18 protein-coding genes are annotated in these 19,402 nt (G+C 60.9%); 7 read left to right on the top strand and 11 right to left on the bottom strand.

Going from position 1 to position 19,402, the window contains the following annotated elements:
- Position 1: 1 nt before the first annotated feature.
- The 3 genes from LDN90_RS09170 to LDN90_RS09160 all read right to left on the bottom strand — a co-directional run bounded on the left by LDN90_RS09170 (position 2) and on the right by LDN90_RS09160 (position 3,570).
- The gene (locus tag LDN90_RS09170) at positions 2-1,162 is read right to left on the bottom strand and encodes an alpha/beta fold hydrolase (protein ID WP_223948753.1); all 1,161 of its coding nucleotides are present in this window, start codon (positions 1,160-1,162) and stop codon (positions 2-4) included.
- 151 nt (positions 1,163-1,313) lie between these two features.
- Entirely contained in the window at positions 1,314-2,741 is a 1,428-nt protein-coding gene (locus LDN90_RS09165; RefSeq protein WP_223948752.1) for a coniferyl aldehyde dehydrogenase, read from the bottom strand.
- Positions 2,742-2,763: 22 nt separating this feature from the next.
- A complete protein-coding gene (locus LDN90_RS09160; protein WP_223948751.1) occupies positions 2,764-3,570 on the bottom strand; it encodes an SDR family oxidoreductase in 807 nt (268 codons plus the stop codon).
- Positions 3,571-3,643: 73 nt separating this feature from the next.
- On the opposite strand from LDN90_RS09160, the gene LDN90_RS09155 reads away from it, so the two are divergent.
- Positions 3,644-4,234 (top strand): TetR/AcrR family transcriptional regulator, encoded by a 591-nt coding sequence (locus LDN90_RS09155; protein WP_223948750.1) that lies wholly within the window; start codon positions 3,644-3,646, stop codon positions 4,232-4,234.
- A gap of 64 nt (positions 4,235-4,298) precedes the next feature.
- A complete protein-coding gene (locus LDN90_RS09150; RefSeq protein ID WP_223948749.1) occupies positions 4,299-4,886 on the top strand; it encodes a CGNR zinc finger domain-containing protein in 588 nt (195 codons plus the stop codon).
- A 220-nt stretch (positions 4,887-5,106) separates the two neighbouring features.
- Here LDN90_RS09150 and LDN90_RS09145 read toward each other — a convergent pair whose 3' ends face one another.
- The 4 genes from LDN90_RS09145 to LDN90_RS09130 form a co-directional block, all read right to left on the bottom strand.
- The gene (locus LDN90_RS09145; protein WP_223948748.1) at positions 5,107-5,664 is read right to left on the bottom strand and encodes a LacI family DNA-binding transcriptional regulator; all 558 of its coding nucleotides are present in this window, start codon (positions 5,662-5,664) and stop codon (positions 5,107-5,109) included.
- 153 nt (positions 5,665-5,817) lie between these two features.
- Positions 5,818-6,774: an alpha/beta hydrolase gene (locus LDN90_RS09140; protein ID WP_223948747.1), complete on the bottom strand. Its 957-nt coding sequence runs from the start codon at positions 6,772-6,774 to the stop codon at positions 5,818-5,820.
- A 31-nt stretch (positions 6,775-6,805) separates the two neighbouring features.
- Complete coding sequence (locus LDN90_RS09135; RefSeq protein WP_223948746.1) at positions 6,806-7,939, bottom strand: serine hydrolase domain-containing protein; 1,134 nt, start codon at positions 7,937-7,939, stop codon at positions 6,806-6,808.
- A gap of 98 nt (positions 7,940-8,037) precedes the next feature.
- The gene (locus LDN90_RS09130; RefSeq protein ID WP_223948745.1) at positions 8,038-9,327 is read right to left on the bottom strand and encodes an MFS transporter; all 1,290 of its coding nucleotides are present in this window, start codon (positions 9,325-9,327) and stop codon (positions 8,038-8,040) included.
- A 182-nt stretch (positions 9,328-9,509) separates the two neighbouring features.
- Here LDN90_RS09130 and LDN90_RS09125 point away from each other — a divergent pair, with 182 nt between their 5' ends.
- Complete coding sequence (locus tag LDN90_RS09125) at positions 9,510-10,124, top strand: TetR/AcrR family transcriptional regulator (protein ID WP_223948744.1); 615 nt, start codon at positions 9,510-9,512, stop codon at positions 10,122-10,124.
- A gap of 152 nt (positions 10,125-10,276) precedes the next feature.
- A complete protein-coding gene (locus LDN90_RS09120) occupies positions 10,277-11,131 on the top strand; it encodes an MBL fold metallo-hydrolase (protein ID WP_223948743.1) in 855 nt (284 codons plus the stop codon).
- 370 nt (positions 11,132-11,501) lie between these two features.
- Here the strand turns inward: LDN90_RS09120 and LDN90_RS09115 are convergent, their stop codons facing one another.
- The gene (locus tag LDN90_RS09115) at positions 11,502-12,494 is read right to left on the bottom strand and encodes a TDT family transporter (RefSeq protein ID WP_223948742.1); all 993 of its coding nucleotides are present in this window, start codon (positions 12,492-12,494) and stop codon (positions 11,502-11,504) included.
- Positions 12,495-12,658: 164 nt separating this feature from the next.
- Here LDN90_RS09115 and LDN90_RS09110 point away from each other — a divergent pair, with 164 nt between their 5' ends.
- Complete coding sequence (locus tag LDN90_RS09110) at positions 12,659-13,144, top strand: helix-turn-helix domain-containing protein (protein ID WP_223948741.1); 486 nt, start codon at positions 12,659-12,661, stop codon at positions 13,142-13,144.
- A 144-nt stretch (positions 13,145-13,288) separates the two neighbouring features.
- Positions 13,289-13,780, top strand: a complete 492-nt coding sequence (locus tag LDN90_RS09105; protein ID WP_223948740.1) for a PaaI family thioesterase — start codon at positions 13,289-13,291, stop codon at positions 13,778-13,780.
- Positions 13,781-13,908: 128 nt separating this feature from the next.
- Here LDN90_RS09105 and LDN90_RS09100 read toward each other — a convergent pair whose 3' ends face one another.
- Positions 13,909-15,222 (bottom strand): Nramp family divalent metal transporter, encoded by a 1,314-nt coding sequence (locus LDN90_RS09100; protein WP_223948739.1) that lies wholly within the window; start codon positions 15,220-15,222, stop codon positions 13,909-13,911.
- Between the two features lie 179 nt (positions 15,223-15,401).
- Complete coding sequence (locus LDN90_RS09095) at positions 15,402-16,337, bottom strand: dihydrodipicolinate synthase family protein (protein WP_223948738.1); 936 nt, start codon at positions 16,335-16,337, stop codon at positions 15,402-15,404.
- A gap of 161 nt (positions 16,338-16,498) precedes the next feature.
- Between LDN90_RS09095 and LDN90_RS09090 the strand changes: the two genes are divergently transcribed.
- Positions 16,499-17,512 carry a LacI family DNA-binding transcriptional regulator gene (locus tag LDN90_RS09090; protein ID WP_223948737.1) on the top strand — a complete coding sequence of 338 codons (1,014 nt, stop codon included), beginning with the start codon at positions 16,499-16,501 and terminating at the stop codon, positions 17,510-17,512.
- Between the two features lie 175 nt (positions 17,513-17,687).
- On the opposite strand, the gene LDN90_RS09085 is transcribed toward LDN90_RS09090, so the two are convergent.
- Positions 17,688-19,304: a DUF5597 domain-containing protein gene (locus LDN90_RS09085; RefSeq protein WP_223948736.1), complete on the bottom strand. Its 1,617-nt coding sequence runs from the start codon at positions 19,302-19,304 to the stop codon at positions 17,688-17,690.
- Positions 19,305-19,402: the final 98 nt, after the last annotated feature.

Genomic DNA, 19,402 nt, shown 5'->3' with positions numbered 1-19,402 from the left:
GTTATTTACCTTCCGTATAAGTGAAGTAGTCAGGAGTAAGGACGCCGGCCAAGGTAGGCCCGACTTTGGAGGCGATCTGCATGACGGCACCCAGCGGACGGTGGTGGATAGCAATCTCGGCGATGAGCCCCGCTTCGTCACGCTTGAGGATGGTGATGCCCTTCATCGCGAAGCCCCCGAACGCGGCGGCCCGCCATTCGAGATAGGTGCGTTCGCCGTCCTGGACCTGGTGAACGAACTCAAGTGATTCGTAAACACCACTGACCGCTGCCATCACAGCCTTGATCTTGTCCTTACCCTGGACGGGTTTGGCCAGGGCACTGGCCTCCAGCCGGACGTCGAGCGCCAGGGCCGCGGCGAAGCCTTCTTCGCTCTTTTGTTCGAAAGCGCTCTGCCACGCCTGGGCGGGACGCTCGTTCGTGGATTCAGCGTTCACTGTGTCCGCAATCTTGGCCGCCACCACTGCCGGGTTTTCCACGTGCGGCCAGTGGCCGGCGTCGGGAATGCTGGCCTCGGTCGCGTCTTCAAAGCGAGGTGCGACGTACGAGGAGACGATTTCAGTGGTGACAAAGGGGTCGTTGGCTCCACGCAGAATGGTGACTGGACCCCGGTAGCCGCTCGGTCCACTACCGTCAGGATGCCCCTCGTTCCAAGCGGTTGCGGTCGCGGCGATGGTGGTGGGTGCTACGTTCAAGGCAACGGCGGAGAGGCGGTCCAGCTCCGCGTCCGGGAAGGACGTCGACAAGCTACGCCGAAACCCTTTTTGTCCTTCCAAGGAAAGATCGGGCTGCTGGAAAGGCGCGATCTGCTCCGCTGGCAACTGAGTGCCGGCGAGGGGAATCGGGTTGATAAGAACGAGGGCACGAACCCGATCACCCAAGCGCGCGGCGGCAAGCTCGGCGATCTGGCTGCCCATGCTGTGCCCGACCAGGACAACCTCACCGTCGACTGTGTTGAGCTGGGCTGTCAGATCATCTGCCCAGCGGTTCAAGGTGTAGGGCCCTGCGTCAGTGGTGCGGTCGCCCATTCCGGCAAGCGAAAGAGCTAGGGCGGGGATGGACCGCTCCTCGAGTCCGGTTCGGACATCGGCCCAGATTTCGCCGTCGTCCATGTAGCCGTGGACCAAAACGACTGTCTGCGGATGGCTGGCAGGGGTACTCATAATATGTCTCCTTTGACAATGGCGTTGCGTGAATCGAGTGCGGGTCGATGTGTGTCAGCTTCCATCCGCTCGTTCATGTGACATAAGCATAGGCTGCTTGCCCATGTCACGCAAGGCGATTTTGTGATGTCGCCTACAGAGGTCGCGGGGTTTATCGCAAGAAGAAGTTCAGAAGGGCATCGGCGCGCCTGCCGAAGGGTGCGCGCAGGAGATTGAGGGCACTCCAGCGGCCTTGTACAAAAATGCCCTTGGGGTGGCTGAGCGCCCGGAAACCTTCAATCCCGTGATACCTGCCCATGCCGCTGTCGCCGACACCACCGAAGGGAAGGTCATCCTGCGCCACGTGCATCAGGGTTCCGTTGACCGTGACGTTGCCGGACGTCGTGCGCTCCAGGACCTTGCGCCGGTCTGCGTCATCCCGGCCGAAGTAGTAAAGCGCGAGCGGGCGCGGCCGGTCGTTCACGTAGTCAATGGCTTCATCGATGGTCCCGTAGGAGAACACCGGGAGGATGGGGCCGAAAATTTCTTCCTCGGAGATCCGCATCTCATCGGTAACGCCCAGCACGATTGTGGGCGCGAGGGTATGGGGGCGGCGGGAGGCGTCGCCTGGCCGGTGCCCGACCTCGATAATCCGCGCCCCGCGAGCCCGCGCATCGTCGAGCAGCTCGAGAAGATCAGAATATTGCTGCTCATTGACGATTGAGGTGTAATCCTTGCTCGTCGGGCCATTAGGGTAGGCCGCCTTCACCAGCCGATCGTAGCTGCTAACAAAGGTGTCGACGTCGGTTGCGTGCACCATCGCGTAGTCAGGGGCAATGCACGTCTGCCCGCCGCTGAGTAGCTTCCCGAAAACTATGGAGGAAACCGTCGAGTCCTGGACGCGGCCCTTCGCGACGATCGTTGGCGACTTTCCGCCAAGTTCCAGCGTGACCGGGACAAGGTTCTCGCTCGCCGCCTTCATCACTGCCTTCCCGACCGCCGTGCTCCCGGTAAAGACCAGATGGTCGAATGGCAAGGACGAGAACGCCGCTCCGTCACCTGAGACCACAGCCACCTGGTCCTCCGGGAAGTTCTCGCCGATCATCGACTCCAGGAGGGCATTTGTCGCCGGGGTGAACTTCGAAGGCTTGAGCATTACACGGTTGCCGGCTGCGATCGCGGTGACCACGGGCATAAGCGAGAGGTTGACAGGGTAGTTCCATGGCGAGATGACCCCGACGACGCCGAGCGGCTGGTACTCGATGTAGTTGCTTCCTGCACGCATCGACAAACTGATGTGGCGACGCGTCGGTCGCATGAAACGGGGAAGACGCCTTAGGAGGTAGTCAATTCCTTGGACGACGCCGAGCACTTCCATCATTGCTGTCTCGTGTCGGGATCGATTGCCGAAGTCGGCGTTGATGGCGTCCTCGATGTCAGCGCGGCGGGAGATTAGCGCGGCCTTGAGCTTCCTCAGGTCGCTTCGCCTCGCAGCCAAAGACGGCGCGCCGGCGCGCAAGAATGCGGAGCGCTGAGTGCTAAGGAGCCCTGCAAAGAGTTCGCGGTCCGTGGGCGTGGTGGTCGCCGAGTTGAGTGTCATGGAAGTTCCTTCGAGCCGTTGATTAGTGTGTGGATGCCAGTTGCCGGCGTGCGAGGCCGCCCATTACCCGGGCGCCATGGCGGCGCGTGAGTACCTTGGTAAGGAGGGCGAGCGGCCGGCCGTTAGTGATGACTGAAGGGGGCGCGGAGCGCCGATCCAAGGTTGCGAGGGCCTTGTTGACGACAGCCTCAGGGGTCAGACGGCTCGAGCCGAAGTCGGCCGTTTGGCTGCCGGCAGCATCGAAGAACTCGGTGTCCATTGCGCCCGGGCAAACGGCGAGAACCCTCAACCCCGTGCCCTGGGCCTCCGCCCACAGGCCTTCGGTGAAGTTGAGGACGAACGCCTTTGTTGCGCCATACACGCTCATGTAGGGCGTCGGCTGAAAGCCGAGCAGGCTTGCAACGTTGATCAACACGCCGTTTTTGGCCGCGGCCAGCGGCTCGAAGTACGCGTGACTGAGGTCGACGAGTGCCCCGACGTTCAGCGCGATCATGTCCTGAAGTCGCTCAGGGTCCTCGCTCTCGAAGGAATTGTGAGTGCCGAAACCAGCATTGTTGACCAGCCCGGTTGCGTAGATGCCCCGGGACTCGAGTTCGGCACGGAGTTCGCGGCCGGCGTTGGGGCGACCCAGGTCCCGGGCCACGGTGGTCACGGTGACGCCGTGGATGCGGGTCAGTTCCTCTGCCAGGCCCTGAAGACGGTCGGCCCGTCGGGCGACAAGCACAAGATTCGAGCCGCGACCAGCTAGCTGACGCGCAAACTCGGCGCCAAGCCCGGAGCTTGCGCCGGTGACGATGGTGGTCTGTTTGGAATAGTCGATTTTGCTCATGCCATACATCGTACGCACATTTCTGCACTCCGTGCAACTGATTGCTCACCGTAAATACCTGTACAATGAGTGCATGGTCCAGAAGTTGTCGCCCATCCGTGAACAGACGCGCACTGTAGTGCGCTCCCTATTGGCCCGTACGGCCTTCGAACTTTTTTCCGCCAAGGGATACGACGCCACCACTGTCGACGAGGTTGCGGCGGCGGCCGGAGTTTCCCGCCGCACTTTGTTCAACTACTTCCGAACCAAGGAAGATCTTGCACTTAGCGGCCTGTCCGAACAGGGCGAAATGATCGCCGCCCGGTTCGCGCAGCGCCCGGCCCGCGAGGATGCCTGGACGTCCCTGCGCGCTGCATTTCATGTGCTCGAAGAGATCGAGTCCAGCCCCGATCGACGCCTGGAGGTAGTCACACTGCTCTTCGGCAACGAATCACTGCGCGCCGGACATGCCGAAAAGCAGGCCCGCTGGCAGGACCTCCTTTCCCCCTTGGTCGAACAGCGCCTGAAAGCCTCCGACCACCGGGCATTCGAGGCGCGAGCAATCACCGCTACGGCTATCACCTGCCTGCAAGTGGCGTTTCACGAATGGGTGCAGCTGCGTGGGCGGGTCGATGTATTCGACCTTTATGACCGCGCCCTGCGTGCGGTCCGCCCATCCGCCTGATTGCACCCCCGCGATAAAATCGCCATCGGCTACTGCTGATGACAGGAGCTTGTATACTATCCCTATGTCACTACTGGCCAGCCAGCGATACACAGACCGCGTCGTCGCGAGTCCCCTCGTCTTGGTCCAAGAGATCCTGAATACCCGTTCGGCCGGCAGGCCCCTTCAGCCGGACCTGCTGTCAAGCCCTTCATCGGCAAACGCCTGGCTAGCGGCCGCGCTGAAAGAATGGGCACGACTCTCCGGTATGAATGCCCCTGTTATCGAGGTTGATACCGCCGGACTCGTTCGCCTGCAGCAACTGCGTGACAACTTACAGTTCCACCTCAACGGAGCCGGCGTACCTCCGGACTGGGCCCCCCAGGACATACGCGGGTCCCTCGCGGTGACCATGGACAAGTCGGGGGCGGTGAAGATTGTACCCAAAGGCAAGGACGTCTCTTGGGTCATCTCGGCGGCTCTCTATGAGATTAGCCGCGAAGACCAGATGGATCGCTGGCGGCGATTGAAGCTGTGCAAGAACGAGAAATGCTCTGTCGCTTTCTATGACAACACGAACAACAACAACAGCGTCTGGCACGACCTGCAGATTTGCGGTAACGCCGCCAACCTGCGTGCATCCAGGCGTCGCCGGGCGGCGATGAGCGCGTAGCGAAGAACGCTGAAGGAAGTTTCTCCCCATTCAAAGAAACCCTTCCCAGGCGAGGATCGTCCTTGTCGGTTTCGGAAGATAACTGCAGACTTCCCCATGGATCAACCGGAGCTTGGCGGCACTCCATAAGGGAGATCGCCCCGGTCGGCGCTTTGCACGGCTGGAGCCCCGGCACGGAACACGGCGGCCAGGCGGATCTCCGTGCTTAAGCCCGTTGCGGTTATACGGCGCAGGAAAGGCAGGGATGCCGTATACGCCTCAGGAGCCGTTCGACCGTTTCTGAGCTCAATCGGGATTGATTCTGGCAGCCATTTTCAACTGCCGCAAGCTCATTCGGCTCCAGGTTTGTTTCGATGTGGACGATGGGCGTCCGGTTCGCAAGGAATTCGGGTGCGGGACACAGATTTTGGCCCGCGATCACTATCCCCTCGACTCTGTGTTCCAGGAACATGGTGACGGTCTTGCCGTGTTGTTCCGGGTCTTCGCTCCATTCCCCGATCAGCACGGCGAATCGATGCTGGGTGGCGGCCCGGACAACGGCGCTTGTAATAGAACCGAAAACCGGAAAGTTCTCGATGGGGACTGCAAGGCCGATAGTCATTGTTCGCCCGCCGGCAAGTGATCTCGCAACCTTGTTGTGCTGGTAACCCACTTGCCTGATGGCTTGCTCAACGCGCCTTCTGGTTGTCGGGTTGACCGGCACTATTCCGTTCACGACGCGCGATACCGTCGCCCCGGAGACCCCAGCGACGGCCGCGACGTCATTCATGGTTGCCATGGTTTCCTCGATTTGACGGCTTCGGCATGGCCTGTTCTAGGTGCGCTACCGCGGCTAGAGCCGCGACCTCCTGAACTGACAGCAACTGGAACTGATAGCTGCGGCTGACCACCCCAATTCCAAAGCAGTGGTTCCGTCAAGGCCCTTTCCCATTTAGGGGGTGAGGGTTTGTGCATGGACACGGTTCAGGGTGTCGAGTACTTCTTTGCGCCAGGCCCGGGCTGACTGCATGACCTTGGTAAACGCGGCCGAGCTATGGATGTGTCCGGGCTGCAGCGAAGACGTTGCGGGCACTCCCGCCTGGAGGAGACGTGCGGCATATCGTTCGCCGTCATCACGCAGCGGGTCGAACTCGGCGGACATGATATGTGCCGGGGGAAGACCTGCAAGGTCAGGGGCGAGCAGCGGCGATACGTACGGCTCGGTCGCTTGGTCAGAAGAGGTCAGGTAATGACTCCTTACCATGTGGAGGACATCCCGGGTCAGGTCGTAGCCTGTGCCAAAGGTTTCTTGGGACGGGCTTGAAAAGGTGAAGTCCAGAGCGGGGACTTCGAGCAGTTGGAATGCAATGGCTGGCCCACCCTCATTACGGACCTTCAGGGTAAGGGCGGCGGCCAGGTTCGCCCCCGCGGAGCCACCCCCAACAGTGATCAAGTCAGGCCGCACACCCAGTTCCTCCGCATGTGCGCCGACCCATTGCAGGGCCTCATAGCAGTCGTTAAGCCCGGTCGGGAAGGGATGTTCGGGTGCTTTGCGGTATTCGACTGCAACGACAACGCAATCGGCTTCGACGGCACGCTCCCGGCAGATGATGTCGATGACCTTCGTATGGATTGACCCTGCGATAAATCCACCGCCGTGGATATAGATGTGTGCCGGGTGTGGTCCGTCGCTGTGGGGGTGGAAGATGTCCAGGGCGATGCTGCCGCCCTGGACCGGGATGGTCACGGTGCTTTTGGACCGGACGTCCGGTCCCGGTTCACAAAGCTGATCGGCCATTGCGTCGGCGCCGGCGTTTCCCTCCGAGCGGTAGGCAGCGAAGTTGTCGATGTGCAGCGGCGTGGGTGGAAGTGCGGCAAGGAGGGGTTCGAGGAACGGATCCAGTGGCATTTGTTTAGCCTTTTCAGATTTGGATAGGTGGTTAGAGGCAGTCACGCAGGGCACGGCAGAGGTCTTCTGCGCGGTAATCAGGTTCGCCGCCTGGACGGATGGTTTGGTATCCGAAGGCCACGCCGAGTTCGGGGTTGGCAAAGCCGAGTTGGCCGCCGGCTCCGTCGTGGCCGAAGCTTCCCGGGCCTGCCATGGCTCGAGCGGATGAATCGATCATGAATCCCGTGCCCCACCGGTGGCCTGCGTCCACCCCGACGAACGGTGCACCTTCAGAGAGGGGAAGGCGGGCGTCACTGACGGTGTCCGGTCCCAGGAGCTGTACCCCGTCGACGTCGTTGATAGTGGCGGAGTAGAGCCGTGCCAAATCGTGTGCGGTCCCGACGAGGTTCCCCGCAGGCATTTCGTAGGACAGAAAGTCCGGATGGTTGGCTGTAGTGAACAGGTTCATCCCGTCGATGGCACCGTTCATTCCCATGATCCGTTTCACCAGGTCGAGGTCTGCGGGGGCTGCCACGGCAGACGCTTGATTCGGCAGTGGGTCGCTCAGCGGAGCGAAATCTGTCGCATCGGGATCCGCGCCGAAGGTCATCGACAGCCCGAGTGGGTCGGCGATCCGGTCGCGAAGCCATTCGCTAGGGCGTTTTCCCGTGGTGCGGCGGAGCAGTTCTCCGGCAAGCCACCCGATTGTGAGTGCGTGGTAGGCGAATGAGGTACCGGGAGTCCAGAGGGGTTTCTGAGCAGCGAGGGTTTCCGTGACTGGAGTCCAGGCACGGAGGTCCTCGATGGTGAGCCGTTCCTCCGGTGCGATCAGCCCGGCCTGATGGGCCAGCAGCTGGCGAACTGTGACGGTGTCTTTGCCGTGCACCGCGAACTCTGGCCAGTACTGCGCTACTGGGGCGTCGAGGGTGAGATGCCCTTCCTCAACGGCCATAAGCAGGCAGATGGTGGTGATGCCCTTACTGACCGAAAACAGGACGCTCCGGGTGTCGCGAGTGAAGGGTCCGCGCTCGGAGCTGCCGGCCCAGAGATCCAGAACGAGCTCGCCGTGCACATAGATGGTGCAAGCGGCTCCGGTGTCTCCGCGCTTGTCGAAGTTGGCATGAAATGTGTCGGCGACTCCGCGGAAGCCGGCGGCGACATACCCATCGGCGTGGATCGTTGTCATTGTTTAGCCTTTAGTCTCTTGGTTTGCTTTGCCCGGCGGTTAGAGGATGGCCTGGCGGGTACGGGCCGGGTTGTCCAGCCCGTACCAGGGGTAGGGGTTCAGACGGCGACGTGTTCATCGTCCACTGGTGCGTCCTCGTGGTCGAACTCGTTGACGACCCTGTCGCCGCGGAAGCCCCACCAACCGATCGCCACACCCGCTGCAGCAATTACTGCCATGCCAATGAAGAAGGTCTGGGGTGATGCGGCGATGAGTGCCGGGACGGGCGCCAGGAGGAGCGCGGGAACGACGCGGGCGACGGCGAAGATGAAGCCCTGTCCGGTGGATCGAAGCATGGTGGGGAAGGCTTCGTTAGCCCACACCCGGAAGATGGGTTCCCCGCAAAACACCCCGCCTATGCCGGCCAATAGAATGGTTGTGACCAAAGACGCCAAATTGATGCCGAAGACCAGGGGTACAAGGTAGCCCGCGACGAAAAGCACACCACCGGCGAGGAAGAAGGTAAGCCGGAAGCGGCCATCAACGATCCGCATAAAGAACAGTTGCACGAGAACGGCGACAGGAAGCAGCAGAAGGATGAATCCGGAGAAGGTTTCCACCGGCACTCCGCCAAAGTTGGCACCGATGTATGCAGCGTAGGAACCAAAGAGCTGGACGGGGACGCTTACGAGTGTGAAAAACGCGATGAGGATCAGGAACGGGAACCGCAGTGGTGCCCTGAGCAGATCCTTCAGATGCGTACGCTGTGCACGGACCGTCTGGACGCCCCGGCGATGCTCGTCACGCGCTGTCTGCCAGCTGGTCGACTCGGGAATGGTCAAACGCAGCAGCAGCACTATGAGGGCGACCACAACAATCAGTCCATAAATTGCTTGACCACCAAACCTTCCCATGCCGCCGGTCAACATGGCGACCAACACGACCGCGCCGATACCGACGCCCCAGAGCAGATTCGACATCACAAGGATCTTGCCACGGTTCTGATCCGTCGCGGCTTCCGCAATCGTGGCCAAGGACACCGGAATGTCAGCACCTACCGCCAATCCGAGCACGCTCAGCCCAGCCAACAAGACCCAGAAATCCGTGCCAAAAGTCGGTGCCAGCGAGCCCAGCACGATCAGCATCATCGTGACAATGAATACGCGGCGACGGCCGAACCGGTCCCCCAACCGGCCACCGAAAAGTGCTCCGATGGCGACGCCGAAGGTCAAAACGCTGGTCAGTACGCCGATCTCTGTGGGGGTCAAGCCTAAAGCTTGCTGATAAATGACCAAGGCAAATCCATTGCCTGTCAGCGCGGCACCATCCACGAAGGACGCCATTCCCGCCACCACTCCAACCCACCAGGGGTTCACGGCCCGCTTCTGCACCGCCGTTGATTCAGTCATTGTCTTCTCCTTTGAAGGGGCCAAGGGCCCGGAACCCGCGTCCCACGTCCAGTGGAAGCGCTGTAAATCAACGGTAATCCAAATTTGTCCACTATGGCAAGTATTCATGTTGGCAAACTTTCGCGCTAAGCTGGAAAAGTTGAATCGGCGTGCCAAACGCCGCCAAGGACCAAGGAGTGCCGGTGGCAACCACGAAGCAGCAGTCAGGTACGGGCCAGGCAAAAGCCAGAGGACCCTACGCGAACGGGCAACAGCGCCGCGATGAATTCGTGAGCCGCGCCTTTGAGGTCTTCGCTACCCAAGGCTTTCAGCGGCTGTCGCTCAGAAAGATCGCCGAAGAGCTCGGCGTAAGTCACGCGGCATTGAGCTACCACTTCCCTTCCAAGGAGGACCTGCTGCAGGCCGTGTTCGAACGGCAAAGCGAACACGACCGACCCATCCTGGAAAAAGCATTGGCCGAACGCGGCCTGCTCGACCTCCTCCCGGAACTCGTGCGCGAAAACGAGGCCATCCCCGGCCTGATCCAGCTGGATGCAACGATGCAAGCCGAAGGAATCCGCCCGGACCACCCGGCCCACGCCTTTACCCTCCAGCGAATCAACCAGTTCAACAGCGACATCCAGCGCGAGCTCGAACGTGAGCGCGACATGGGCAGGATCCGGCCCGACCTCAACCTTGAAATCACAGCGCGACAGCTCACCGCCATGCTCCGCGGGCTCCAAGTGCAGTGGCTGTACGACCCGACCATCGACATGGCCGCCCATGTCACCGAATTTCAGGCCCTGCTCCGCCCCTAACAGACGTAGTCACTACAGCCACCGCAAGCCTTCCAGTCCTTAAGCCAGCCCTACCGGTGCAGGAGATTCCCGAAGCTTCCTTGATTCGACATAGGCATGAGTGATATGACTGTGTCATAGGAGTCTCCTATTTTTTTGATTCGAGGAGTGCAATGGAGCAATCAACGCTTGACTATGCAGTACATATCGCTGGCGGGATGCCGACCACCAACCCGGATGTCCCGCCGGATCTGCAGGTCCGCGACTGGTCCCCTACAACGAGCACCTTGATTTTTGGCGAGCGCCAAGCGCTCCTTGTTGATCCGCTTTTTACCCGAGCCCAGTCCGCCCGCCTGCTTGCATGGCTCTCTGAATTGGGGAAGCCTCTCACGTCGGTCTACATCACCCACGGTCACGGCGACCATTGGTTCGGCTTGGGTGACTTACTCGGCCAATACCCCTCCGCCCGTGCCGTTGCCTTGCCGGAGGTGGTTGATGAGATGCGGCAGCAATCTTCCCCGGAGGTGCTTTCGTCTTTCTGGCGGCCGCTGGTTCCCGATCAGATCTCGTCCAACATCGTCTTGGCCAATCCCCTTGCCGATGGCGAAGAGTTGAGGGTTGATGGAACCCTGGTCCTTCCTATAAGGCTTGACCACACGGATGGGGATAACACAACCTGCCTGCATGTGCCCGATCTCCAGCTTGTGGTAGCGGGAGATGCCATCTACAACAACGTTCACCTCATGCTGGCTCAGTCCGACGCCGACGGACGAAAGTCCTGGCTAAGGGCGCTCGACACAGTCGAATCCCTGAAACCCCGCCGGATCGTCGCGGGTCACAAGGACCCCGCCTCGGACGATGATCCCCAGCACATCGAACTTACGCGACAATACATCCTCGACTTCGAAGCAGGCATTCGAAGCACCGCGACAACTCTCGCTCTGTACGAATTCATGATCGAACGCCACCCCGACCGCGTGAACCGCGGAGCACTGTGGGGATCCTGCAGAGCCCATAAGGGCCAATAGGGCAATTTCGCCTCGCATCAATGGCGGCAGTGCAAAAACTAGGCGACCTCAATTCATGCCACCATCCGTCACGAGAAAGTCCGGAGCCCGGTACCGCCTAGCTCGGCGGTACCGGGCTCCTGGGACGGCCGATGGACCTCCTGTCGAAGGTGGAGCCGACTTGGCTTCACCTTCTCAGGAGGTCCCCTTGCCGGCCAACCAGACCCGGCTCAACCCGCAGCCCGACAAGACGTCTTCACCTCCAGTGTCGAGGTCTCGGACGGAGCGGAGTGGCTCAGGAAAGTCGCACACCTGGTCGAACGGAGCATTCGTATTGCCCGACAGTAACGGTTGGTCGGCTACAAAGGCTCCGAAGAAACTGGTCTCCTTTTTATCGACCACGTTTTTTGGTTGCTGCCACGATAGTGCCGGCAGCAACCGAGAGGATGAATGCTGTGGCCAACGCCAAGATGACCCACACATAAACATCCCGGCCCGGTACATTTGATGCGGTGATCCATCGGACGCCGTAGTTGGCTGTCGCGGCAACCGGGAACGTAAAGACCCAGAACAGCGGGCCGAAGCGCACTTTGCGATACTCGCCGATGAGAAGAAGTTGCATCAGCAGCATGACCACGAGTACGCCCGTGAGCATCATCTGGGGAGCGCCCATGGGTCCCGGATGCGAAATCATCCACGCAAGGCTGCCGGTGGCTGGCGCGGAAAGGTATGCCGAGAGTCCGGGCCTGGCTGGTCCCGCGATTTCGCCCGCGGTCATCAGGCGGACAGTAACGATGGTACCTACGACAAGCCAGAAGAACGCGCCCACGCCAAAGGCCGCCAATGCTGCATCATGGGCGTTCGCACTTGAGAAACCGATGCTGGCAACGAAAGGTCCCGCCACGACCGGCAGTAGGTATCCGGGATGTATTGACTGCATCGGGACACCACCGGTGATCCACCGAACCAAGAGTTGCGTCACGACCACCGTGAGGGCGGCAATAAAGACCAGCGACATCCAGCCACCAAACCCTGGCAGGTGTTCGCTGTAATGGACCGAAAGGAGAATGCCCACTATCGGGATGAATGCGGCGAACGGACCCGACGCTTCGTGCCTTAGGTCGGCGCGGAAAGCGCCTTTGCGTCGCAACCCTCCAGTGATGTATATCGCCGTCAGGGTCAGCCAAATGGCTCCTGCTGATCCATAGAAAACCTCTTCGGGCCAGCGCGGAATCTCATAGAACGATCGGGCCGCCGACCAAACACCACCAAGTCCCGCCAGGCCCAACGGTATTCCGAACATGCTAAGAGGGAGCATGCCCGCCGCCCTGACCGGCGCGACGGAAGCCTCCGAAGGCCTAATTCCTGCAGCTGTGATCGACATCGTGTCCTCCTCGGAGCCTGGCACAGAGCAGGCATTTTCATTGTTTGCGCAGACGTCCCGGGAGTGGAGTGTTACGTCAGCAGGGGGTAAGCTCACGTTACAAGCTTTCTTTACGAAAGTAAATTAGCTTGCTTCAAGCAAGTAAACTCCAAGGAAGGAATCCGATGCCCCGCACCAATTGGTCGCAGGACAAATGCCCCATCGCGCGGGCGGCGGACGTATTGGCGGATCCGTGGACGTTGCTAGTACTCAGGGAGGTCTTCATGGGCAATAATCGCTTCGATGGCCTCAAGAAGGAACTGGCAATAGCAGACAACGTGCTCAGCGAGCGGCTGCGGCGTTTGGTCCACGCAGGGGTCCTGACCGCCGATCCCTATAGTGGCGGGGCACGACCCCGGAAAGAGTACCGCCTGACGCAGGCGGGATCAGATGCCTTGCCGGTTCTCCATTCACTCCTCGTATGGGCCCAAAAGTACACTCAGTCGCCCACTGGAAAATCCATGCATATCATCTGCACAAACTGCGGGTCTGACTCCGCTACCGGTGTTTGGTGCCAAACATGTCGGCAGGAGCTGGACGTCACCACAACGGGATGGCAACACCCCAGGTCGCCGTCAAACCTCGTACGGCTGGCTCCCACGGTGACCTGACGTTCGCAACTGTTACTGACCGGACATAACCGCCTGCCGATCCGCCTCAGCGAGCGAGCCCTTCACATTGCTTGGGAGGACCGACGTGCCGGACTTCAGGAACTTGCCAAATCAACCCGAGTTGTCGAAACAATAGGAGCCGCAGTGAACGAGCGCAATAAGTTGATCTCGTGGGCCGATCCCGCCCCCGGCGTGGATGCAATGCCGGGCATGAGTGGCCTCGAATACCTGCACTCGATGATGGGCCAAGAGCTGCCACCACCCCCAATGGGCCAGCTGCTAAATATGACACTGGTCGATGCGGCCCCAGGAACGGCAACCTTCACCTGCCACCCTGACGAATCCCACTACAACCCAATCGGATCCATCCATGGAGGGCTTTTATGCACCTTGCTCGATTCCGCATTGGGCTGCGCTGTGCAGACAACACTTCCAAAAGGCGTGGGCTACACCTCCATAGAGATCAAAGTGAACTACCTCCGCCCTGTTCGAGCTGACAGCGGTCCTTTGACCTGCGTAGGTGTCGTTTCCAAGCCCGGCAGCCGGGTTGCTTTCGCGGATGGCACTGTCACCGATATCAACGGCAAGCTGGTCGCAACTGCTACCGGGTCTCTTCTCGTCTTTCCGATCGACTAATGTCAGCGATTCGGCCCCGTGTGAGTCGAGATGGCGCAACGTCAATCATTCCGCTGATCGAGCCTACGAGTAGTGCCCCCACCCTTTTGGATGGGGGCACTACTCTGTGTGCTGGGTGCTTGGCAGTGTTAGCCGGTCACGAAGTTGAGGATCAGTCGAATGGACAGGGCGAGCACTGCGAGCAGGCCCACCACGCCAAAGAGGTTCTGCCACCACTTATTACGGAGCGGACCCATCAGGTTGCCGCGATTCGCCATCACCACGATCAAGGTCGCCAGCAGAGGTGCGACCAGGATTGTCAGCGCCTGGGCGATAACGATGACCTGCACCGGTGAGGTTTGGAAGATGACGGTGATGGTGAGGCCGAACGCGAGGATGATCGCGCTGATCAGTTTCTGCGTTCCGGAAGTGACGCCCTTGGTGCCGCGGCGGTTGAGTGCGTCCGAGAGCATCGTGCCACCAGCGGTGCAGTTTGCGGTCATCGCAGAAAAAGCGGCGCCGGTGAACCCGATGGCGAAGATCGCGGTGCCGACCGGACCGGCTAGGGGTTCGAAAATGCTGCCGAGTTGACCCATGGTCGCGGCGACTTGGCCCGTGGCCCCGAGTACGGAGGCTGCTACGACGATGACGAGTGATGTCATGATGCCGGGGGCGACGATGCCGGGGATCGTATCGACCATGGTGATGTCGCGGTAGTCTTCCTCACTGCGTGCACGTTCCTTCGTGCCGTATGAGGTGTAGAAGGCGGCGTTCACCGAGAAGTTGGTGCCGACCAAGGCGATGACCAGCAACCAAGCATCGCCAGGAACGACGGGCATCAGCCCGGATGCTGCAGCGGCCCAGTCAGGGTTCGCGATGAAGGCCGATGTGACGAAGGCAATCGCCATGATGCCAACCATCACGACGAGCACCTTCTCGATCACCCGATAGACATTACGGAACAGAAGAATCGTGGCGACGAGGGCGGTGCCGATGATCGTCCACATGACCGGCGATCCCCCAAGCAGCATTGACGCGCCCAGGCCCAGGCCCACGGCGTTACCGACCGAGAAGCACAAGGTAACCAGGAAGACGCCGATGCCGGCGATCACCCCGACCTTCTTTCCCAGGTGGTCCTTGATCGACTGGATGAGTGAGACGGGTGACTTGATGCCCAAACGCACGCTCATATCGGTGAGGAAGATCATCAGGATGGTGGATACGATGATCACCCAGATCAGGGTGTATTGGTAGCCGCTGCCAGCTTGCACGGCGGTGGCGAGGTTGCCCGGTCCGAACTGCCAGGCACCGGCGACGAAGGCGGGGCCGATGAGGGCAAGTTGAGTCCAGAATGATCGACGGGTCTTACGGGCCTCGACGCTGGCCTGAACGTTGCTGGTGGTCTGATGCCCACTCAGGGCTGGCTTGTTCGAGGTGCTTGGCGTCTTCGTGTGCTCAGTCACGGCGCGCCCTCCTTCCACGGGACTATTCTCCCGCTCAGTCTTCTTTGACTTTTTCATATCCGACCTCAGTGTCGGGGTGGGCGGCTACCGAAGTGGCCCTTTGCTTGCGTATAGACGCGAGCAGTGGTCGAACCAGGGTGTGCGCGGTGCAAATTTGGCCGCGCACACCCTGCGGTTGGTCAGGCGCTGACGGCGACCTTGCCGATGTTTGCGGCAGCGAAAGCCTCCGCGATCTCGGCATCGGCGCCCTGGGGCAGGGGCAGGAGCGGGGTACGAACTGTGGCGTGGTCCAGGATGCCCCGGTTCACCAGGCCCCACTTCAACGCGACTGTGCCTTCCATGTGGGAGCCGCGGTGGTACACGTTCTTGGTCACCGGGAGCAGCCGCTCGTGGATGGCGTGGGCGCGGGGGTAGTCTTGGGCCTTGCCGGCCTCGATGAGATCGACGAGCAGTTCGGGGGCGATGTTGCCGTACCCGACCAGCAGACCGTCGACGTCGAACATTGTCGGGAGCAGGTATTCGTCATGGCAGGACAGGATCTGTAGCTCGGGGAACGCGGCCCGGAGGGCGGGGATCTCGGTGTACCAACGGCGCATGTTCCGGACACCGTTCTTCGTGGCGAACACGCCTTCCTGGCCGGCGATCTCCAGCTGGGTGTCAAGGTTGTAGCTCGCCTTGGTGTTGTCTGGGTACTGGAAGAGGATCAGCGGCAGACCCGATTCTTCGTAGATTTCCTTGTAGCGCGACTGGGGTGCGCCGTCCTGGTATCCGAAGCGCAGCCACCCGTGAGAGGGGTAGACCAGACCGGCCGACGCCCCTGCTTCGACGGCCTTCTTTGCCTCGAGAGCCGCTGTCTTGTTGCCCTCCTTCGTGATGCCGGCCACCACAGGGACGCGGCCATCGGTTGAAGCAACGAATGCGCGGATGACGTCCAGTTGCTCCTCTTCAGTAAGGAACGTACCTTCGCCGGCGTGGCCCAGGACGACAAGGCTCTTCACGCCCTCGATCGACCCGAGCCACGAACCCAACCGTTGGATCGCAGCGAAGTCGATAGCGCCGTCTTCGGTGAACGGGGTGACAGGTGCGGGGCTGAGCCCGCGGAGATCAAGAGACATCGTTTCCTCCATTGGTTCGGTGTTCTTTCAGCAGTGGGAACGTTCGCGGGAACGTTTGCAGGAACGATTGCAAGTATGTGTCGCGGAATGGGATGATGTCAAGGATGAATCTGAAAAGCGTCCCAAGCGGGCGTCAGTTCAAGAGCGAAGCGAGGACGCGCATGGAGTTGGGACCGACAGGGCGTCACTTCGTGACGTTGCGGGATGTGGCTGAGGCATCCGGTGTCAGTATCTCCACCGTCAGTCGCGTCCTTGACGACCGGACCCCACCCTCGCGCTCCGAGACCGCACAGAGGGTGCGCCAAGTCGCCGAAGCACTCGGCTACCGTCGCAACATATTTGCCTCAAACCTCCGCCGCGGCGCGACGGCAACAATAGGGGTGCTGGTCCCCCGACTGACTGATGCCGTCATGGCACTGATGTTTGAGGCTCTGGAGCGCGCCGCGCGTCGACAAGGATACTTCGCAGTCGTCGCTACTTGCGGTGATGACCCCGCCGAGGAAAGCCGCGCCACCGAGACCCTGCTCGATCGAAATGTGGACGGGCTCATCCTCGCAACCGCGCGCCTGGACGACGCCCTGCCCGCATCCCTACGCCAGCGCAGCATCCCGCATGTGCTTGTCCTGCGCACCGACCGAGTCAGCCCCTCATCCCTCGGTGACGACGAAGCTGGCGGCTACCTCGCCACGCGACACCTTATCGACCTCGGACACCGGGACATCGCCATCGTTACCGGTCCCTGGTTCACATCCAGCGGGCAGGACCGACAGCACGGCGCCCAACGAGCGCTCCTTGAGGCCGGAATTGAGCTTCCTCCAAACCGCGTCATCTCAACCGGATATGGCGTTGATGATGGCATCGAAGCCGGACGCCAGATTCTCGGCAGCGACGAGCGTCCTACCGCCATTTTCGCCGCAAACGACAACCTCGCGATCGGCGTAGTCAGCGCAGCACGTGCCCTCGGCGTGATTCCGGGCGAGCACCTATCGGTCGTCGGCTATAACGACATCCCGCTCGCCTCGAGGCTGCCAACGCCGCTGACCAGTGTGCACACGCCGTTCGATCAGATCGCAAGCGCAGCCTTCGACCTGCTACTTGGAGAAACTGAACCCGGAACAGTCCGAACGACGCTGCCGACCCTCATCCCCCGCGCATCCACCGCGCCGCCTCGCTGAGCGCCAGCCTCGCTTGCGTTCGTCCCGGTTGAGACTGGTTTTGCTGCCGGGTCAATCCAAAAGGTACTGCCCGGTGAGCGGAGATAATTTATGTCCCGGGCACGTTCTCGCGCGGATTGGTGACGACGTCCGGGCTGAGGCCGCAGGTCAGCAACTCGCCAACGTGACCCGGAACTTAGCCGAAGACGTGGACGATGGTGCGGGATATCCCGGTGTGTTCGACGACTCCTGGGATGGGGAAGGTCTCGCTGCGTTGGGGGATGAGTGGCGGGTGGAGCAGGGTGCCCCCTCCGGCAGCCTCGTCGCCGTTAATCCGCCGTGCGCTAACCCAGGTGCCCGCTACGAGGGTGCCCTCTTCCATGTGGAGGACCTCGACGTCCTTGTGTTCGGCTACAGCAAGAAAGCGGGCGTTGAAGCCGCGGCCTGCGGCAATGAATTCGTGGGCTCCGATCTGGAGGACGATCCCGTAAGCCCGGGTGCCTTCGTTGGTCTCCCCGAACGGCGCGGCGCGTTCAACCTTGAGGAGCAGATCACCAAAGCGATGCACCATTGAAGGCGCATCATCTTGCAGATGAAAGCCGTGGGTGGAGAGACTGCTGCAAAGGAGTGGCTCAACCGCAGCCAGCAATTCATAGACGTCCTTGAGGTGCCTGATGTGGCTGTCTTCGGCAGAATCAACTCCAAAGGGAGCAACACCTATCGCGTGATGCTCTCCGACTATGGCCATGACATCGCCTGCGCCATGCTCGTCGCGCCTCATTTCTGGCACGAACAGACCACCAGAGGACTGCAGATAGTCCGAGCAGATTTTCGTGACGTCCCCGAAGTAGATGTCCGGGGTCAGCAGATCAAGGCTCGGTGCCAGAGCACGCCAGATCCCAGCAACGTGCGGCAGGGGCCCACCGCTGGGGTAAATGCCCGGGATTTGACCGCCGGACAGGTCCATGCCCGGGATGACGATGTCGCTGTCGAGCCAGGTATTTGTGAAGAAAGGCAGGGACGTTTCGGCGCGGCCGGCCGCGGCCACCGTTTCCACGTAACGTGCCATGCCGGCGGCCATGAAGGCTTCCTGGACGTGGATACTGTTTCCGAATGCAGTCTCCCAACTGGTGGCATTCCCGGAGAAATCGGGCAGTCTGGCCAGACCACCGTTCGCGGACAAGTCGATGATTGCCAGATCGACAGGGCTTTCCCATGCCTTGGTTGCGGCAGCGGAGAAGTCACGTGGGGTTCCCAGAACGCCGGTTTCGTTTTCCACCTGAACCATGATCACCGTCCGGTGTCCGCGGTCGATGTCCTCCACCGTCCGCATCAACTCACGGAAGGCGGCAGCATCAGCCTCAGCGGTTTCCGAAGCAAACGGGCTAAGCGTAGACATCAGCTTTCCGTTGCTGTCAACGCAACGGGCAAAGCGTCCGCGGTCCGTGCGGACCCAGGCTGGAACGTAGAACGACGCCCCGTTCTTGTAGCCGCCAAACCATAGAAGCACCACCCGCAGACCGGCGTTCCTGGCCTGCTCAACGATTGCCGTCACGAGTTCCCTGTCGAAAACTCCCTCCGCCGGTTCGAACTGGGCCCAGTTGACGGGCACGAGGGCGGTGTTCGCTCCCAGCCGCACCACCGATTCCAATCCCTTGCTGACTCCGGGAACGTGAGTCGCGGTTGAATTGTGCAGCTCCGCGCCGCGCACAAGGAAGGGTTCTCCGTCCACGAAGAGACGGGCCGGCATGCCGGACAAGGACGGGACAGCTGCCATCTGGCTCAGCGTGTCCTGCACGAGGATGTGCTCCATTACAAACCTCCGAAAGCTTAGGTTTTTAAAACTATAGCGGTTGCACGGTTTTTAAGTTAGCGTGTTTTCTGTTGGACACTAGTCCTGATGCAAAGGAG

This window comes from Arthrobacter sp. NtRootA1 (assembly GCF_019976975.1).
Taxonomy (GTDB): Bacteria; Actinomycetota; Actinomycetes; order Actinomycetales; family Micrococcaceae; genus Arthrobacter; species Arthrobacter aromaticivorans.
This window is presented reverse-complemented; position numbering and strand designations above follow the sequence as displayed.

Bases quoted from the DNA above. Each gene is read 5' to 3' on its own strand.
- LDN90_RS09115 (WP_223948742.1), bottom strand. From the start codon at position 12,494: ATGTCGATCACAGCTGCAGGAATTAGGCCTTCGGAGGCTTCCGTCGCG.
- LDN90_RS09120 (WP_223948743.1), top strand. From the start codon at position 10,277: ATGGAGCAATCAACGCTTGACTATGCAGTACATATCGCTGGCGGGATG.
- LDN90_RS09160 (WP_223948751.1), bottom strand. From the start codon at position 3,570: ATGAGCAAAATCGACTATTCCAAACAGACCACCATCGTCACCGGCGCA.
- LDN90_RS09155 (WP_223948750.1), top strand. From the start codon at position 3,644: ATGGTCCAGAAGTTGTCGCCCATCCGTGAACAGACGCGCACTGTAGTG.
- LDN90_RS09145 (WP_223948748.1), bottom strand. From the start codon at position 5,664: ATGGCAACCATGAATGACGTCGCGGCCGTCGCTGGGGTCTCCGGGGCG.
- LDN90_RS09165 (WP_223948752.1), bottom strand. From the start codon at position 2,741: ATGACACTCAACTCGGCGACCACCACGCCCACGGACCGCGAACTCTTT.
- LDN90_RS09090 (WP_223948737.1), top strand. From the start codon at position 16,499: ATGGAGTTGGGACCGACAGGGCGTCACTTCGTGACGTTGCGGGATGTG.
- LDN90_RS09150 (WP_223948749.1), top strand. From the start codon at position 4,299: ATGTCACTACTGGCCAGCCAGCGATACACAGACCGCGTCGTCGCGAGT.
- LDN90_RS09095 (WP_223948738.1), bottom strand. From the start codon at position 16,337: ATGTCTCTTGATCTCCGCGGGCTCAGCCCCGCACCTGTCACCCCGTTC.
- LDN90_RS09135 (WP_223948746.1), bottom strand. From the start codon at position 7,939: ATGACAACGATCCACGCCGATGGGTATGTCGCCGCCGGCTTCCGCGGA.
- LDN90_RS09170 (WP_223948753.1), bottom strand. From the start codon at position 1,162: ATGAGTACCCCTGCCAGCCATCCGCAGACAGTCGTTTTGGTCCACGGC.
- LDN90_RS09130 (WP_223948745.1), bottom strand. From the start codon at position 9,327: ATGACTGAATCAACGGCGGTGCAGAAGCGGGCCGTGAACCCCTGGTGG.
- LDN90_RS09085 (WP_223948736.1), bottom strand. From the start codon at position 19,304: ATGGAGCACATCCTCGTGCAGGACACGCTGAGCCAGATGGCAGCTGTC.
- LDN90_RS09110 (WP_223948741.1), top strand. From the start codon at position 12,659: ATGCCCCGCACCAATTGGTCGCAGGACAAATGCCCCATCGCGCGGGCG.
- LDN90_RS09140 (WP_223948747.1), bottom strand. From the start codon at position 6,774: ATGCCACTGGATCCGTTCCTCGAACCCCTCCTTGCCGCACTTCCACCC.